The sequence below is a fragment of the Achromobacter spanius genome (assembly GCF_002812705.1).
GTDB classification, from domain to species: domain Bacteria; phylum Pseudomonadota; class Gammaproteobacteria; order Burkholderiales; family Burkholderiaceae_B; genus Achromobacter; species Achromobacter spanius.
Genome location: NZ_CP025030.1, coordinates 3,923,370 through 3,940,411 on the forward strand (window position 1 = coordinate 3,923,370; position 17,042 = coordinate 3,940,411).

The following is a 17,042-nucleotide window of genomic DNA, read 5'->3' on the forward strand; positions in this document are numbered from 1 at the left end:
TCGCATAACATGAACCCATAGTCAGATTTTTTGGAATGATCGCCATGGTCACTCTCAACTACAAACATCTGCGCTATTTCTGGGTAGTCGCCAAGGCTGGCAGCATTGCCCGCGCGGCACAGCAATTGCAGCGCACGCCTCAATCGATCAGCGGCCAATTGCAAGATTTGGAAGACGCGCTGGGGTCCGCGCTGTTCCGACGGGTGGGGCGGGGGCTTGAACTCACGGACATCGGCCGCCGCACACTGCAATACGCGGATCGCATCTTCACCCTGGGCGACGAATTGCTGGACGATCTGCGTAACCGCCCCGCGCGGCAAACCCTGGATTTCAGGCTGGGCATTGCCGAAGGCGTACCCAAATCGCTGGTGTACCGGATGATCGAGCCGGTGTTGCAGTTGGAAGAGAACGTGCGGCTGATCTGCCGTGAAGGGCGGCTGGCCTTTTTGCTGGCGGACCTGGCGGTACACCGTTACGACATGGTGATTGCCGACCGCCCGATGCCGAGTCATCTGAACGTGCGCGGTTTTAGCCACTTGCTGGGCGAAAGCAGCCTGACGTTCTTTGGCGCGCCCGCCTTGCTGGAACAGTTGCCGGGCCGCTTTCCGAAGATGCTGGACCAGGCGCCTTTCCTGTTGCCGGGCGAAGACGCGGCGATTCGCCTGCGGCTGCTGCAATGGTTTGACGAACACAATATCCGCCCGCGCATCGTGGGCGAATTTGATGACAGCGCCTTGCTGAATGCCTTCGGCCAAACCGGGGTGGGCCTGTTCGCCGCGCCGACCGCCACGGCCGCCTTTCTGGTCAAGCAGTACCGGGTGCGCTCCATCGGCAGCGCCCGCGCCGTCAAGGAACAGCTTTACGCGCTGACCACCGAACGGCAGTTGCAGCACCCGGCCATCATTGCGCTGCGCAAGGCGGCGCAGGAGGACATCTTCGGCGCGTCAACGCCGGGGCGTGGGTAAACGCAAGCACGTAGGCAAAACGTCAGCGCGTGGGCGCCGGCGGGTCAGGCAGCCAACACGTAGTCGGGGTAGCGTTTGCAGATCTCGGCCACCTGGCTCAAGGTGCCGGACAGATGTTCGCGCAGCACCTGCTGCGCCCGCGCGGGCTCTTGCGCCCGGATCGCATCCAGCAAGCGTTGATGGTCGTCCATGATGCGTTCGGCCTTGCCGGCTTCGGGCAGATGCAGCCGGCGCAGGCGGTCCAGATGGCCACTGTAGCGCTGCTCAAGCTCCCATAGGCTCGTCACACCCGCGGCAATGTGCATGTCGCGGTGAAAGGCCTGGTCGGCGTCGATGAACTGCTGGTATTCGCCATTGGCGTGGCTGATGCGTTGCAGGTCGATGCTGGTTTGCAGGCGCTTGTGCAAGGCCGCGTCGGACTGCTGCGCCAGCAAGTGCACGATTTCCAGCTCCAGCGATTGCCGCAGAAAGTGCGCCTGGCGCGCGGCGGGAATGTCGATGCGGCTGACCACCGTGGTGTGCTGCGGGTAGATCTCGACCAGCGCCTCTTCGGCCAGCCGCATCAGCGCGTCGCGGATGGGGGTTTGGCTCAGGCCATAGCTTTCAGCCAGCGTCACGCGCGACAGCGGGGCGCCGGGCGCGAGTTCCAGCGATACGATCTGTTCGCGTAGATGTTCGAAGACCTGGGGCGCGGCGTGGCGCGAGCGGTCCAGTCTGAGCTTGGGGCTTTGCATCAGGGGGCCTGACGGGAGTACGGTAGGAAAGCCCGCAGTGTAGCGGGTTTTCACCTAGCTGACGCACTAATGTATTAGTGTTTAAATGGCTCCATTCCACCCTGTCATTGCTCCCAATTCCCCCATACCCCCTATGAAACGTACCTACGAAAGTCTGCGCAGCGCCGCCTGGATGGCCAAGGACGACCTGCGTTCGTTCGGCCATCGGTCCCGCATGATGCAAATGGGCTATGCCCCGGACGATTGGGTCGGCCGGCCTATCATCGCCATCATCAACACCTGGTCCGACCTGAACCCCTGTCACAGCCACTTCAAGCAGCGCGTGGAAGACGTGAAGCGCGGCGTGTTCCAGGCGGGCGGGTTTCCGGTGGAGCTGCCGGCGATTTCGGTGTCGGAATCGTTCGTGAAACCCACCACCATGCTTTATCGCAACTTCCTGGCCATGGAAACCGAAGAGCTGCTGCGCAGCCATCCGGTGGATGGCGCGGTGCTGATGGGCGGTTGCGACAAGACCACGCCGGGCCTGCTCATGGGCGCCATCAGCGCCGGGCTGCCGTGCGTGTACGTGCCCGCCGGCCCCATGCTGCGCGGCAACTGGAAGGGCAAGATCCTCGGCTCGGGCTCTGATGCCTGGAAGCTTTGGGACGAGCGCCGCGCCGGCAAGATCACCCAGGAACAATGGACCGAAGTGGAAGGGGGCATTGCCCGCAGCTACGGCACCTGCATGACGATGGGCACGGCCAGCACCATGACCGCCATCGCCGAATCCATCGGCATGACGCTGCCGGGCGCCTCCTCGATACCGGCTGCCGACGTCGGCCACATGCGCATGTCCGCCGAATGCGGCCGCCGCGTGGTGGAAATGGTCTGGGACGACCTGACCCCCCAGCGCATCCTGAGCATGGCTTCGTTCAAGAACGCCATCAACGTGGCCATGGCCATGGGCTGTTCCACCAACGCCATCATTCACCTGGTGGCCATGTCGCGCCGCGCCGGCCATGCCGTGGGCCTGGAAGATTTCGATGCCGCCAGCCGCAAGGTGCCGGTCATTGCGAACATCCGGCCCAGCGGTGACACCTATCTGATGGAAGACTTCTATTACGCGGGCGGCTTGCCGGCGTTGATGACGCGCCTGGAAGGCCACCTGGACCTGTCGGCCATGACCGTGACCGGCAAGACGCTGGGCGAGAACATCGCCGGCGCCGAGGTCTATAACGACGACGTGATCCGCAAGCTGGACACCGCCATCTACGACGAAGGCGCGCTGGCCGTGCTGCGCGGCAATATCGCGCCGGACGGCTGCGTCATCAAGCCCAGCGCCTGCGCGCCGCAGTTCTTGCAGCACACCGGCCCGGCGCTGGTGTTCGACGACTACCCCAGCATGAAGGCCGCGGTGGACGACGAAAACCTGGACGTCACGCCGGAACACATCATGATCCTGCGCAACGCCGGGCCGCAAGGCGGCCCCGGCATGCCGGAGTGGGGCATGCTGCCGATTCCCACCAAGCTGGTGAAGCAGGGCGTGCGCGACATGCTGCGCCTGTCCGACGCCCGCATGAGCGGCACCAGCTACGGCGCCTGCATTCTGCATGCCGCGCCCGAATCGTATGTGGGCGGACCGCTGGCGTTCGTCAAGACGGGTGACCTGATCACGGTCGATGTGCCGGCCCGCAGCATCCACCTGAACATCAGCGACGAAGAACTCGCCGCTCGCCGCGCCGCCTGGACGCCGCCGCCCAAGCGCTACGAGCGCGGCTACGGCTGGATGTATTCCAAGCACATCCTGCAAGCCAACGACGGCTGCGATTTCGATTTTCTGGAAACCGAGTTTGGCGCACCCGTGCCCGAGCCCGAGATTTTCTAAGCCTGGTTTCTTATTCCTTGTTCCTTGCCTATTGCCCGGAGCCATCGTGTCCCAAATGAATCCCGAAACCCGTGCCCGCCTGTCAGGCATCAGCACGGCCACCCTGTGCACCGCCTTGTTCAAGCGCGGCCTGCGCAACCAGTTCATCCAGGACGTGCGTCCGCTGAACGCCAATCTGCCCAATATGGTCGGCCCGGCGTTCACCCTGCGCTACATCCCGGCCCGCGAAGACCTGAACACCATCAAGGTGTTTGAAGACCGCTCGCATCCGCAGCGCGTGGCCGTCGAAACCTGCCCGGAAGGCGCGGTGCTGGTCATGGACAGCCGCAAGGACGCGCGCGCCGCGTCCGCCGGTTCCATCCTGATCACGCGCCTGATGAAGCGCGGCGTGGCGGGCGTGGTCACTGACGGCGGCTTTCGCGATTCCCCGGAGATCGCCGAACTCGGCTTCGCTGCCTATCACCAGCGCCCGTCGGCCCCCACCAACCTGACCTTGCATCAGGCGCTGGACATCAACGAACCCATTGGCTGCGGCGACGTGGCGGTGTGGCCCGGCGACATCGTCGTGGGCGACCGTGAAGGCGTGGTGGTGATTCCGGCGCATCTGGCCGACGAGATCTCGATCGAAGCGGTGGAGATGACCGCCTTCGAAGACTTCGTGACCAGCCAGGTGCAGCAGGGCGCGTCCATCCTGGGCCTGTACCCGCCCACCGACCCGGGCACCAAAGACAAATTCGCCGCCTGGCGCAAAGAACAAGGCCGTTGAGCTTTGCCGCCGGCCGCCCGGCCGGCGATCCATACCTATAAGTCTATAAATCAAGGCAGGAGACAATCCATGAATACGCAACGACGCAGCGCGTTGTGCGCGCTGCTGGCCGGCGCCCTGTGCGCACTGGCCATGCCCGCCAGCGCCGCCGACTGGCCCGCGCAAAAGCCCATTTCCTATGTGGTGCCGTTTACCGTGGGCGGTTCCACCGACGTGGTCGGCCGCGTGCTGGCTCAGAAGCTGGGCGACCGCCTGCACCAGAACGTCATCGTTGAAAACAAGCCCGGCGCGGCCGGCGGCATCGGCGCCACCTACGTGGCCAAGGCCGCGCCCGACGGCTACACGCTGTTTGGCGGCACCATCAGCACGCACGCCATCAACGCCAGCCTGTACAAGAATCTGAAGTACGACCCGGTCAAGGATTTCGAGCCGGTGTCGCTGATTGCCTACCTGCCCAACGTGCTGCTGGTGGACCCGAACCTGGGCGTGAATTCGGTGGCTGACTTGATCGCGCTGCTCAAGCGCGACCCCAACAAGCGCACCTTCGCGTCGTCTGGCGCGGGCACGTCCACGCACCTGGCCGGTGAGTTGTTTTCCAGCATGATCGGCGTGCCGCTCACGCACGTGCCGTACAAGGGTACGCCGCCCGCCATGGTGGACGTGTCGTCCGGCTCGGTCACTTTCATGTTCGACCAGATGACGGCCGCGCTGCCGCTGCTGCAAACCGGCAAGCTGAAACTGCTGGCCGTCACCACCAAGGACCGTATCGCGCTGGCGCCTGAGGTGCCCACGATGCAGGAAGCCGGCGTGCCGGGCTTCCAGATGGCGTCCTGGCAGGCCGTCTACGCGCCCAAGGGCACGCCCAAGCCGATCCTGGACAAGCTGGCGGCCGAAATTGCCGTCATCCTGAAAGAGCCGGACGTGCAGGAGAAACTGGGCAAGACCATGGGCATGGAACTCGTGGGCAGTACGCCCGACCAACTGCGCGCGCTGATGGCCACCGAAATTCCGCGCTGGGCGGAAGTGGTGAAAAAGTCCGGGGCAACGGTGGAGTAATCCATGGTGGCATGAGCAAGGTTGGAATAACTTCTGCTTAAGGCATGGCAAAACGCCCACGTGCACGCAAGTGCGACGTGGGCGTTTTTACATGGGAGGCCAGGTCTTAATTGACCTTGATGTTCCGTTCCTTCACCAGCGTCTTCCACTGCGCCGTTTCCTTGGCCAGATGATCGCGCAGGGCCTCCGGCGAGCCGCCGATGGATTCCGCGCCGATTGAATCCAGTGTGGCGCGGACCTTGGGCTCGGCCAGCGCCACGCGCATGGCTTCGTTCAGCTTGGCCACCACTTCCGGTGGCGTGCCGGCGGGGGCGAAGGCCGCGAACCAGGGCATCAGCTCGTAGCCCGCCACGCCGGCTTCCTGCATGGTGGGCACGTCGGGCAGGGCGGCGGAGCGCTTGGCGGTGGTCACGCCCAGCGCGCGCAGCTTGCCCGTGGCAATGTGCGGCTTGGCCGACGTGATGCTATCGAACATGTAGTCCACCTGCCCGCCCAAGAGGTCGGCCACGGCGGGGCCGCTGCCCTTGTAGGGCACGTGCAGCATCTCCACGCCCGTCATGGACACGAACAATTCGCCCGCCAGGTGGATGGACGTGCCGACGCCCGCCGAGGCGTAGGTGTAGTGATTGGGCTGGGCCTTCGCCTTGGCAATGACGTCCGCCACGCTGGTGGCGCCGGTGCGCTGGGGGTTGGTGACCAGCACGTTGGGCACCACGGCCAGCAGCGAGATCGGGGCGAAGTCCTTGATGGGGTCGTAGTTCAGGTCGGCGTACAAGGCCGGGTTCACGGCCATGCCGTTGGCCACGATCAGGATCGTGTAGCCGTCGGGCTTGGAGCGCGCCACGCTGGCCGCGCCGATGTTGCCGCCCGCGCCCGCGCGGTTTTCCACGATGAACGAGGTGTTGAGTTGCTTGCTCATGGATTCGCTCAACGTGCGGGCGATGCTGTCCATGGCGCCGCCGGGCGGGAAGGGCACTACCCACTTGACCGGGCGGTCTGGATAGCTATCGGCCAGCGCGGCGGACGCGCCGCCCAGCAAGGACATGGCCAAAATGGCGCGGGCAAAGGGTTTGATCACATGGCGCAGGCGCATGGTTGTCTCCGTGGTGCTTGATAGTGGGTGGGCGCGCTCTTGGCGGCGCGGGCCCGTCTTGCCGGGTAGTGGGGCGTTATCCGTTATCCGCTAACGGTGCTTAGTGTTTGGTGGTGATCGGTAGTGGTCGATAGGGGGCGATAGGGGTCGATAGTGGCCATCAGCGGTCGCGACGATAGAACTTGAGTTTGTCTTCGTCCAACGTCAACCCCAGACCGGGGCCGTCGGGCAGTTCCAATTCAAAGTCGGCGTAGCGCGGCGGGTTGGCCACGATGTCGTCCTTCAGCAGCAGGGGGCCGAACAGTTCCGTGCCCCAGGACAGGCGGGGCAGGCAGGCAAAGCCGTGCGCCGACGCCACGGACCCCACCGAGCCTTCCAGCATGGTGCCGCCATACAGCGACATGCCGGCCGCGTCGCCCACGGCCGCCGTGCGCAGCATTTCATACAGGCCGCCGGACTTGGCGATCTTCAAGGCCAGTACATCGGCCGCGCCCTGGCGCGCGATGTCCAGCGCATCTTCCGGGCCGTTGACGGCTTCGTCCGCCATGATGGGCACCACAAAGCGCGCCGCCAGCCGCGCCATGCCGGCCAGGTTGGCGCGCGGAATGGGTTGTTCGATCAGGTCCACCCCCGCGGCTTCCAGCCGGGCGATGGCGCCGGCCGCATCGGCTTCGTTCCAGGCCTGGTTCACGTCCACCGTGACGCGGGCGCGGTCGCCCAGCGCCTGCTTGATGCGCGACACATGCGCCACGTCTTCAGACACGGCGCGGCGTCCCACCTTCAGCTTGAAGGTGTTGTGACGGCGGCTTTGCAGCAGCGACTCGGCTTCCTCGATATCGCGCGCGGTGTCGCCGCTGGCCAGGGTCCACAGCACGGGCATGCGCTTGCGTACCGCGCCGCCCAGCAGGGTGGACACCGGCACGTTCAGGCGCTTGCCTTGCGCGTCCAGCAGCGCGGTTTCCAGTGCCGACTTGGCAAAGCGATTGCCGCGCGCCACCTTGTCCAGCCGCTGCATGGCGGCGTGGATGTTGGTGGCGTCGCCGCCCGCCAGCGCGGGCGCCAGGTAGGTATCGATGGCCAGCTTGATGCCTTCGGGGCTTTCTTCTCCGTAGGACAGGCCGCCGATGGTGGTGGCCTCGCCGATGCCTTCGATGCCGTCGCTGCACGTCAGCCGCACAATCACCAGCGTCTGGCGCTGCATGACCGCCATGGCCAGTTGATGGGCGCGGATGGTGGGCAGGTCCACCAGAATGGCCTGGACCGAAAGAATGCTTGCCGGATTCATACTTTTAATGCCAAGGGTTGAGCGATTGATCGCAGTATGGCTTGCGCTTTCCGATCGCGTCCAAGACTATATGGGTTTCGATTAATACCTTTAAGGTCTATATCAGCCATGGAACTCAGGCACCTGCGGTATTTCCAGGCCGTGGCGGAAGAGGGTAGTTTTACGCGCGCCGCCGCCCGCTTGCACATCGCCCAGCCGCCGCTCAGCCGGCAGATACGCCAGCTTGAGGAAGAGCTGGGCGTGCTGCTGTTTGAACGCACCACGCGGGCACTGCGCCTGACCGAGGCCGGGAGGTTTCTATTGGAGCAGTCCCGCTTGCTGACGGCGCGGCTGGAAGAGGTGCTGGAAGGCACGCGCAGGCTGGGGCAGACCCAGCGCCGCTGGTTCGGCATCGGTTTCGTGCCGTCGACGCTGTACGGCTTCGTGCCCGAACTGATCCGGCAACTACGCAGCGCCGACCCCCAGGTGGAAGTGGGCTTGATGGAAATGACGACCCTGCCGCAGTTGGAAGCGCTGAAGGCCGGGCGCATTGACCTGGGCATCGGCCGGATCCTGCTGGATGACCCGGCCATTGAACGGCAGGTGCTGATGACGGAAGCCCTGGTGGCCGCCGTGCCCTTGCATCACCCCTTGGCGGGCGCGCCCAGTGTGTCGGTGGAGCGCCTGGCGCAAGAGCCCTTTGTGCTGTACCCGGCGCGGCCCCGACCGAACTTCGCGGACCACGTGCTGGGGCTGTTCCGCGCGGCCGGTTATTCGTTGCAAGTGGTGCAAGAGGCCAATGAATTGCAAACGGCGATTGGCCTGGTGGCGGCGGGCTTGGGCGTGACGGTGGTGCCGGCATCCGTGCAGCGCTTGCAGCGTCAGGACGTGGCGCATGTGCGGATCGAGGGCGATGGGTTTGTGTCGCCGGTGATTGCCAGCTACCGCAAGGACGACGGATCGGAATTTTTGGCCCGCGCGTTGGGCCTGGCGCAAGCCTTGGCATCACGCAGTGCAACGCCCGGCTGAACCCCGTCAGAAGCTGACCGCCAGCCCCACCGAAAACCCCGACACATTGGTGCCGAAGACATACCGGCCCACCAGCCGCGTGCGCGTGATGATGACGTCGTAGGCGCTGGAGTCCAGTTCCAGGCCCGCGCCCACGGACGTCAGGCGGTCAAAGCCCAGCACGCCACGCTGGTCGCCCAGGAATTCCGAATGCGTCAGTTCCAACACATAGCGCAGTGGCCGTTGCAGCAGCACGATCCCCGTGGGCGCCCGGTAGCGCGCCCACAGGTTGGCCGATTGCGCGGTGGCGTTGCCCTGCACGGCGGCCGAGCTGGAGAAGCTTTTCAGGCGGATATCCGAATAGCGCAGCTCCACGTCCACTTCGTAGCCGGGTCGGTAGTGCTCGTAGTCCAGCATCAACGAGCCGCCCAGGCCGTAGGCATTCAAGGACCCGCGGTCCAGGAAGTCGACGTCGGTGCCGGTTTGCCGCCCCACATACCAGCTTGCGGCGCGCAGGTCGCTGGTGACGTTGCCCAGCGCCACGTTGAAGATGGGGCGCAGCTTCAGCTCGTCGGTCAGCTTGAAGTCCCAGCCGATGCCGCCGGTGGCCGACAGGCTGTTCCATTTTGTCGGGATGCTGCGGTTTTCGGCGCCCTGGGTCGCCACGAAGGTAGGGTCGTACCGGCTGCCGGCCAGCACGCCTTCCAGGTAGATGGGCACCGAGTCCGAGATGGTGTCGCCGCCGCCCAACTGCGTCATGAAGAATTCGGTGGACCCCGAGGTGGAACCGCCGCCGCTACCGATGGAAAGCGAACTGGTCGTGATGTCCGGCACGATGGAAAACGACATCAGCGCCAACACCCCGTTCGCGCGCTTTTGCAAATCGTCCTTGCTGAGTCGCAGCGTTTGCGCGCTGGCGTCCGCCCCAACGGCGCACGCCAGCGCGGCGACGACATAGGCCGACACCCAGGCTGTCGCGCGCCGGGCCAGTGTCATTTAAGGGCTCCGGACAGTGTGCCCATCGTTTCCCGCTGCGCCATCAGCAGCGTGTCGCTCTGGTCGATGCGGATGGCGCCGATACGCGGAAACTCGAAGTCGATGATGATGTACAGCGCTGCCGTCATGACCAACGCATAGATGATCTGGTGGAACAGGGTGTCGCGCTGCGCGGTGGCCAGGTTCAGGCCGATCAGGCAGGCGCATACCAGCGCCAGAAAGCACAGGAACACGTAGGTCATGGCCGGGGGGTGCACCTTTTGCGCGACCGTCTGTGCGGTGGACACGTCGAACATATCGTTCACGGCGCCGATGTACGACGCCGCGAACGGCGGCACGGCATTCCTGGCCGCCAGCATCGAGCCCTTCCAGATCTGGTTTTGCAGGGCGGAGGCTTTGGCCGCGATGGCATCGCGATGGTCCAGGTCGGCCACGTGCCGGTAGTAATTGATGCGTTCGTCCACGTACAGCCGGAACTGGTCGCGCAGCGCGGGTTGGTCGGCCGCATTCAGCATATCGATGCGCAGCCAGGCGGTGCCGATGGAATTCACTTCCTGCACCAGCAGGTTGCGCCGCTCGGCCATGCGCTGCGCGGCCCCGGAAAACGTAAAGGCGATCAGCAATCCCAGCAGGGCGAATACCGACGCCTCGATGGCGGCCGAGCCCGCGCGGCCATTTTCGTCCGCCTGATGGCGGTTGCCCAGATAGCGTCCGAATCGGATCGCACCCAGCAACAGCAAAAAGAACGCGGCGGCGCACAGCGCCAGAATCCATGAGTAATTCACGTTGCCACCTTGCCTTCGGGCATGGTTGATAGGACCTGCTTGTTCCAGCGCGTGACGCGGTTGCGTCCGTTTTGTTTGGAGGCGTAGAGCGCCAGATCGGCGCCTTTGACCACGGCCTGCGGCAACGCGGCGTCTTGCGGCCACAGCGCCACCCCGACCGACACCGTGACCTGGCCCACGCCGGGCGGCATGGCGGTTTGCGACACGCCCGCGCGGATACGTTCGGCCGTGGCAAGCGCCGCGTCATCGGAGGCGGCCGGCACGATCACCACGAATTCCTCGCCGCCCACGCGAAAGGGTTGGTCCTGCTGACGCACGCTGCGGCTTAGCGTATCGGCCAGGGCGATCAGCACCTTGTCGCCCACCGGATGCCCATGGGTGTCGTTGATGTGCTTGAAATGGTCCACGTCCAGCGCGATGACGGCGAACGCCGTGTGGGTGGCCACCAGCTCATCCAGCCGCTGTCGCATGGCGCGGCGGTTCATCAGCCCGGTCATCGGGTCCGTCATGGATTCCACATTCAACCGGCCCACCTCGTGGCGGTGCCGCGCCAGCCTGCTTGCCAAGGCCTCGCGCAGTTCGTCGGCTTCCACGTACCAGGTGCGCAGCCCGCTGGCCTGTTGGTCTTGGGGGCCTGCCGCGTCCGCGTTGGCCAAGGCGTGCGTCAGGCGGGCAAGCGGGCGGGCGATGGCGTAGGCCAGGGCGCTGACGAGCAGCAAGGTCAACAGCACGGCGGGGATGGCGAATAGCAATGCCTCGCGCAGCAGCGCGTTCAACGGAGATAGCGCATGGTCCAGCGGACGCTGGACGACAACCGCCCAGTTGCCCTTGCCCAGGGGGGCGTAGCCGGTCAGCATGGTGTGGCCCGCCGCGTCTTGCAGCTGGGCAGAGCCGGGCGTGGCCATCGCCGGCGAGCCGTCCGATATCAGGTCGGGCAGCGCGGCGGACGTGCCGCTGGCGCCGTGCCGGTACAGCGCCTGGCCGTCTCGGTTCACCAGGTAGACGGCGGTGCCGTCGGCATAGGGATGTTCGCCGATCAGCTTGTCTATCTGGCTGCCGCGTTCCAGCACCACCACGGCGGCGAGCGCGCCGTTGGGCAGGGGATTTACCAGCGTCAATGTGGCGGGCGAGCCTTCGGGCTGGCAGCAGGGGCGGACCCATTCGCCGATCCGGCGTTCGGCCACGCGCAATGCAGTCAGGGTAGGAATGGCGCCCAGCCAATGGGGGGCATCAGACGCTCGCGCCGTGATGGCGCCTTCGCGGTCGGCCAGCAGCACGGCGGATACGCCCTCGATTCTTGCCGCCAGGCGCGACAGTTCGGAAGCCAGCTCCGCTTCTGGAAGTGGAGCACCGGAAAATTGTGCCGCGCTGGCATCAAGCTGGCGATGCACCGCCGAGATATACAGCGTGATGACTTCGGAAAGCTTCTGGGCGTAGGCCCGATTGGCTTCCAGCGTATTGCGCACCGCCTGGGCCTTTTGCACCTGGTAGCCCGCGTACAGCGCATTAGCGAACCCGATCGCCACGCTAAGCACGGCCAGCGTGATCAGCACGGCCACCAAGCTCACTTTCCTTTTTGTCGCCATGTCGATGAGCCGTCTTGACCAATAGTCGCAACGCCGGATGGCGCGGGCATGCCTGGACCGGGTGAGCGCATCGTGAATGAATGCGCTTGCCTGTCCAGGCTGGTGTTGAGGCGTGCGGCCAAGCGAGCGCCGCGAAATGAGAATACAGAAGTCTTTTTGTTTTATCCAGACTTTCAGTCGGAACGGCCATGGCTCACGCGGCCGCGGCCCATGGCGTACCGGGCTCGGCGCATTCAGGCAGCGCCATGTCCGAGTGCCCGGGGCATACCCAACGCACCCGTTCGCGCGTTGCATCGATGCAACCGCCTTCTGCATATATGCCTTGCGGATCCCGGATGCACGCCATGCGCGCCAGCACGGCGGCGGTAGCGGTTGGGTCCGCCAAGGTTTGGCGGACGCGATCGCGGACGATGTGTTCGTCCATATAGCGCTTGCCGGTTGCGTCGGTGCGCACGCCATGTCGCCAATGGAATATCTCCACGCATTTTGAGGTCAACGTATACGGTTCGCCGTGTTCCCAAAAATTATTGAACTGGCCGTTGCCCAGGTAGAACACCCATGAGCCCTCATAGCCTTCCACGTCGGAAGACACGGCGTCCGGGTTGCGGAACCACAGCCGGTCACCCGGCACGTAAAAGCGTTGAGGCAGGGGCGCGTCCAGGGAACCGTATTCGTGCAGGAAGGCTTCGTGAAAGCGGCCGGACATGACCGCGCGGGTTTCCCATTGGCGTTGCAGGCGCCGCCCCAGGTCCGGGTTGGCGTGTTGCAGTTCCTGCGCGATGCCCAGCACCGTCACGTACTCCGTCGCGCGATAGCACGAGAACGCATACAACTGTCCCGACGCCTCGGGTTGCGTCGCCTTGCGCAAGCCTTCGATCAGCGAGCGGCCGGGCAGGATGGTGAAGCCGCGCGCTTCGTCGTAAGTCCAGTATTCCTCGGGCCGTTCGGCATGCTCGGTGTCAAAGGCCAGCGCCGTCTTGCGGGCGGCCTGCACGATATAGCGCCGGATGCGCACCGCCGATGCCAGCTCGGCCACATTGGGAAACGTGAACGCCACCGGGCTGGCCAGCATCGCCAGCAGGATTTCGCGGTCCAGGTCGGCGGTGTGGGTCTCGGTTCGCAAGCCGAGCTGTTGCGCAAGCCCGGTGGTGTCATGTTGCGGTAAGAATGCCTGGGCAAACGCGGCCTGCAACCAGGCGTGCGCCCCGGCCGTGGCGCCGGTCAGGCCGCAGCAGATGGCCGCCTGGCGCAGCCCTGCCTGCGCCAGGAACTCGTCCAGCGCTGGCAGTGCTTTGCTTGAATAGTGGGAGTGGGGTGAGTCGGAAGACTCGATGCGTATCCCGCCCCGAGGCGGGGGAACCAAAGTTTGCTCAAAAAGCCGCATGAAAGTCCAAGCCGAAGAGTGGAACAACATCCATGCGGAAATTGTAGGCAGACGGGCTTAATAGCACCTGTACGCAAGCGGTTTGGTCGCGTCCATTTTGCGCCGTCGTGATGCGGACAGGCGGTCGGCCCGTTTTTGTTATTGCTTACTTGGCGACGTAGGCCTTGGCGGCGGCATCAAAGGCATAGGCGGTGACGTCGGCGGCGCCTAGCTGGCGCGTCTTGTTCGGCCCGGAAATCGTGGTGCCGCTGGGTTTGACGGTCACGGTGGGCATGTCTTGCCTGCCGTCCTGGGAAAAGACCAGTTCGCCCTTGCTGGACGTGCACGGCATGACGTCGCCGTCGGCGCAGGCCGCGCTGTTGTCTTCGCCGGTCAGCAAGCCGCCCACATAGGTCCAGACGTGGCCGTCGATGTCGTTCTTCAAGCGTTCGGGGTTGAAGACCAGCAGGGTGTAGCCGTCGCTGGTGATGCCGTTGTCAAAGCTGGTGGTGGGCACGGCCAGCAACAGCTTGCCGGCCGGGGTGCGGTGTTCCAGCGGCTTGCGGCGGGTGTCGACGTCCTCACCGCGCTCGTAGGCGCCGAATTCCCCGATGGTGGGCTCCATGCCGCGGAATTTCCAAGGCTTGTCGGAGGCGGGGTCGGTCAGGACGAAAGTGGCTTCGGCCAGGTTGACCCGCGTGCCGGGTCCGGGCTCTTCTTCGGTTGCAGCTTGGGTGTCGGTTGGACTTCCGGCCGGCTTGGCGTACCGGGGCGCGGTTTCCCACGCGAAGCCGGTGTAATAGTGCGTGCCTTCGGACTCGAAGGCATGGCCGAACCAGTACGTGGCGATGCGGCCATTGTCGACTTCGTATGTCGTCTCGCCCTTGCCGTCGATATCAAAGATGGTGGCCATTACCGTGGGCGCATCGGGCGGCTCGACGGCCGACGCGGCTTGTCGGGAGATCGTGCCGGGCGCGTCGGACGCGGAGGCAGACGCGGCGGCAGTAGTGGCGTCAGAAGCGGCGGCGGCGGGTGGCGTGGCCAGGGTGGCAAACGCTACGGCAAGCAGGCCGGCCAAGGTGGCGCGAAGGGTTGGGGAAGCCTTCTGGGAGGAGGTCATAGAGGTCGCGTTGTTCTGTGGTTTCTGTGCGGTCGCGAGTATAAAGGCGCGTGTGTACCAAGGGGCTTCACAATATTTCATGGGTTACAGGGGCGTTACCAAGGGCCCGCTACGCACCCGCCAACACCGCTTCGCGGAATTCCTTCATCAACGGCGACCAGAGTGTGCCGCGCCGCGAAATCAGCGCGATGTTGCGGCGTAATGGCGGCCCCAACGCCACCGGCAGCGCTATTACGTCCGCGTTGGCGGTCAGCGCGCTTTGGGGCAATACCGCCAGCATGTCGGAGCCGGCCAGTAGCCGCAGCGAGCCTTCGGAAAAATGCTCGACCTCAAGCGCCGCCATCGGCAGGCCCAGGCCCGCTTCCGCGAAGCGTGCGTCCAGCAGCAGGCGGGCCACGGAGGTAGGGCGCGGCAGAATCCAGCGTTGGCCGCTTAGGTCTCGCAGGGCCACGCGCGCCTTCGCGGCCAGCGGATGGCGCCGGCTGGCCGCCACGCACAGCGCATCATCGAACATGATTTCGTGGCGCAGGGTGGCGGGGCCATCGGCATAGACGGGCGTGACGGCAAGGTCGAGCTTGCCGCTTTCCACCTGCGCATTCAGATCGTCGGACAGCCCTTGGGTCAGCTGGATGCGCAACGCGGGGCGGCGGGGCAGCAAGCGGTCCAACACGGGCATCACCACGCTGTCCACCGTGGCGCCGGTGGCGCCGACCCGCAACAGGCCGGCTTCGCCCACCCGCAGTTCCATTGCATGGCGGACCGCGTCTCGGTATTCCGCCCACAGCCGCTTGGCGTGCTGCAAGAACACCATGCCTTCGGAACTGAGCGTCAAGCCGCGTCCGTGGCGCAGCATCAGGGCCAGCCCGGTGTCGGCTTCCAGCCGCCGCAGGGATTTGGACAGCGCGGGCTGGCTCACGCCGCAGGCCGCCGCTGCCCGTTCCAGATGGCCGTGCTCGACGGCCGCCAAGAAATACTCGATGTCACGCAGGGATAGATTCATGAACGACAGGAATTCCGAATAGCACTTTTGGGAATATTACGCTGCGGGCGCGCGCCTAGAATTCGGACATTCCCCATGCTCATAGAGGCCAGCGCAGATGTCGAATCGCCCCAATATCGTCTTGATCGTTGCCGACAACCTGGGTTGGGGCGAACTCGGCTGCTATGGCGGCGGGGCGCTGCGCGGCGCGCCCACGCCCAATATCGACCGGCTTGCCGGCGAAGGCCTGCTGCTGCAGAACTTCAATGTGGAAAGCGACTGCGTGCCGACCCGCTCGGCGCTCATGAGCGGCCGGCATCCGATCCGCACCGGCTGCCTGCAATCGGTGCCGCCGGGCCTGCCGCAAGGGCTGACGCGCGACGAGATCACGCTGGCGCAGCAACTGTCAGGGCAGGGCTATGCCACGGCGCATTACGGCAAATGGCATTTGGGCGATATCCCCGGACGCTATCCGTCCGATCGCGGCTTTGACCATTGGTACGGCATTCCGCGCACCACCGACGAAAGCCAGTTCACGTCGTCGATCGGCTTTGATCCCAGCGTGGCGGACATGCCTTACATCATGGAAGGCCGGGCGGGGCAGCCGTCGAACAACGTGAAGGTGTACGACCTGGATAGCCGGCGCGGCATCGACGCCGAACTGGTGCAGCACGCGCAGACCTTCATGCGCGAACAGGCGCGCGGCGGGCGGCCCTTTTTCTTGTATCTGCCGTTGGTGCACCTGCACTTTCCCACGCTGCCGCACCCGGATTTCGCCGGGCGCACCGGCGCGGGCGACTTCGCGGATTCCATGGTGGAAATGGATCACCGCGTGGGCCAGATCGTGGCCGAAGTTGACGAACTTGGCCTGCGCGACAACACCGTATTCATCTTCTGCAGCGACAACGGCCCGGAATTCCGCAAGCCCTATCGCGGCACGGCAGGCCCCTGGAGCGGCACGTATCACACGGCCATGGAAGGCAGCCTGCGCGTGCCCTTCATCATTCGTTGGCCGGGCAAGGTCAAGCCGGGCCAGGTGTCCAACGAGATCGTCCACGTGACGGATCTGTACACCACGCTGTCACGCATCGGCGGGGCTAGCGTGCCGCAAGACCGGCCGATCGATGGCATCGACCAGACCGATTTCTTTACCGGCGACCGTCCGGATTCGGCGCGCGAGGGTTTTCTGTTCTACATCAAGAACGAACTGCGCGCCCTTAAATGGCGCGACTGGAAGCTGCATTTCTACTGGGAACCCGAGGTGAACGAGGGCAAGGGCAAGCTGGAATCGCCGTACCTCTTCAACTTGAAGCAGGACCCCAAGGAAGAAAGCGATATCTTGATTTTCAATACCTGGGTGCTCGGCCCCATGCTGAAGATGGTGCAAGCCTTCAATCAGTCTTGCGCCGAGCACCCGAACACCACGCCCGGTCGGCCTGACCGGGATTGAACGGCCCGCGCAG

15 protein-coding genes are annotated in these 17,042 nt (G+C 64.9%); 6 read left to right on the plus strand and 9 right to left on the minus strand.

The features are described from left to right. The first annotated feature begins 44 nt into the window (after window positions 1-44). Window positions 45-965: a transcriptional activator NhaR gene (gene nhaR, locus CVS48_RS17745; protein WP_100857718.1), complete on the plus strand. Its 921-nt coding sequence runs from the start codon at window positions 45-47 to the stop codon at window positions 963-965. A 44-nt stretch (window positions 966-1,009) separates the two neighbouring features. On the opposite strand, the gene CVS48_RS17750 is transcribed toward nhaR, so the two are convergent. Continuing rightward, on the minus strand, window positions 1,010-1,699 hold the full coding sequence (locus CVS48_RS17750) for a GntR family transcriptional regulator (protein ID WP_100855577.1): 690 nt from the start codon (window positions 1,697-1,699) through the stop codon (window positions 1,010-1,012). A 133-nt stretch (window positions 1,700-1,832) separates the two neighbouring features. Between CVS48_RS17750 and araD the strand changes: the two genes are divergently transcribed. From araD to CVS48_RS17765, 3 genes are all read left to right on the plus strand, one after another. Beyond that, window positions 1,833-3,563, plus strand: coding sequence for an L-arabinonate dehydratase (gene araD / locus CVS48_RS17755; protein WP_100855578.1), 1,731 nt, complete (start codon window positions 1,833-1,835; stop codon window positions 3,561-3,563). Window positions 3,564-3,618: 55 nt separating this feature from the next. After that, window positions 3,619-4,329 carry a ribonuclease activity regulator RraA gene (locus CVS48_RS17760; RefSeq protein ID WP_100855579.1) on the plus strand — a complete coding sequence of 237 codons (711 nt, stop codon included), beginning with the start codon at window positions 3,619-3,621 and terminating at the stop codon, window positions 4,327-4,329. 69 nt (window positions 4,330-4,398) lie between these two features. Beyond that, on the plus strand, window positions 4,399-5,385 hold the full coding sequence (locus CVS48_RS17765; RefSeq protein ID WP_100855580.1) for a Bug family tripartite tricarboxylate transporter substrate binding protein: 987 nt from the start codon (window positions 4,399-4,401) through the stop codon (window positions 5,383-5,385). 106 nt (window positions 5,386-5,491) lie between these two features. Here the strand turns inward: CVS48_RS17765 and CVS48_RS17770 are convergent, their stop codons facing one another. Beyond that, complete coding sequence (locus CVS48_RS17770) at window positions 5,492-6,478, minus strand: tripartite tricarboxylate transporter substrate binding protein (protein ID WP_100855581.1); 987 nt, start codon at window positions 6,476-6,478, stop codon at window positions 5,492-5,494. 160 nt (window positions 6,479-6,638) lie between these two features. Next, a complete protein-coding gene (locus tag CVS48_RS17775) occupies window positions 6,639-7,763 on the minus strand; it encodes a muconate/chloromuconate family cycloisomerase (RefSeq protein ID WP_100855582.1) in 1,125 nt (374 codons plus the stop codon). Window positions 7,764-7,871: 108 nt separating this feature from the next. Here CVS48_RS17775 and CVS48_RS17780 point away from each other — a divergent pair, with 108 nt between their 5' ends. Next, the gene (locus CVS48_RS17780) at window positions 7,872-8,771 is read left to right on the plus strand and encodes a LysR family transcriptional regulator (protein ID WP_100855583.1); all 900 of its coding nucleotides are present in this window, start codon (window positions 7,872-7,874) and stop codon (window positions 8,769-8,771) included. A 6-nt stretch (window positions 8,772-8,777) separates the two neighbouring features. On the opposite strand, the gene CVS48_RS17785 is transcribed toward CVS48_RS17780, so the two are convergent. From CVS48_RS17785 to CVS48_RS17810, 6 genes are all read right to left on the minus strand, one after another. Continuing rightward, complete coding sequence (locus tag CVS48_RS17785; protein WP_100855584.1) at window positions 8,778-9,746, minus strand: hypothetical protein; 969 nt, start codon at window positions 9,744-9,746, stop codon at window positions 8,778-8,780. Next, entirely contained in the window at window positions 9,743-10,531 is a 789-nt protein-coding gene (locus CVS48_RS17790; RefSeq protein WP_100855585.1) for a bestrophin-like domain, read from the minus strand. The genes CVS48_RS17785 and CVS48_RS17790 overlap by 4 nt, the downstream gene beginning before the upstream one ends. Then, window positions 10,528-12,090, minus strand: coding sequence for a GGDEF domain-containing protein (locus CVS48_RS17795; RefSeq protein WP_242001241.1), 1,563 nt, complete (start codon window positions 12,088-12,090; stop codon window positions 10,528-10,530). Before CVS48_RS17795 ends, CVS48_RS17790 begins: the two co-directional genes overlap by 4 nt. A gap of 220 nt (window positions 12,091-12,310) precedes the next feature. Continuing rightward, on the minus strand, window positions 12,311-13,501 hold the full coding sequence (locus CVS48_RS17800; RefSeq protein ID WP_100855587.1) for a hypothetical protein: 1,191 nt from the start codon (window positions 13,499-13,501) through the stop codon (window positions 12,311-12,313). 145 nt (window positions 13,502-13,646) lie between these two features. Then, window positions 13,647-14,600: a hypothetical protein gene (locus tag CVS48_RS17805; protein ID WP_172616230.1), complete on the minus strand. Its 954-nt coding sequence runs from the start codon at window positions 14,598-14,600 to the stop codon at window positions 13,647-13,649. Between the two features lie 109 nt (window positions 14,601-14,709). Further along, on the minus strand, window positions 14,710-15,600 hold the full coding sequence (locus tag CVS48_RS17810; RefSeq protein ID WP_100855588.1) for a LysR family transcriptional regulator: 891 nt from the start codon (window positions 15,598-15,600) through the stop codon (window positions 14,710-14,712). Window positions 15,601-15,697: 97 nt separating this feature from the next. Here CVS48_RS17810 and CVS48_RS17815 point away from each other — a divergent pair, with 97 nt between their 5' ends. After that, window positions 15,698-17,029, plus strand: a complete 1,332-nt coding sequence (locus CVS48_RS17815) for an arylsulfatase (RefSeq protein WP_100855589.1) — start codon at window positions 15,698-15,700, stop codon at window positions 17,027-17,029. Window positions 17,030-17,042 lie beyond the last annotated feature (13 nt).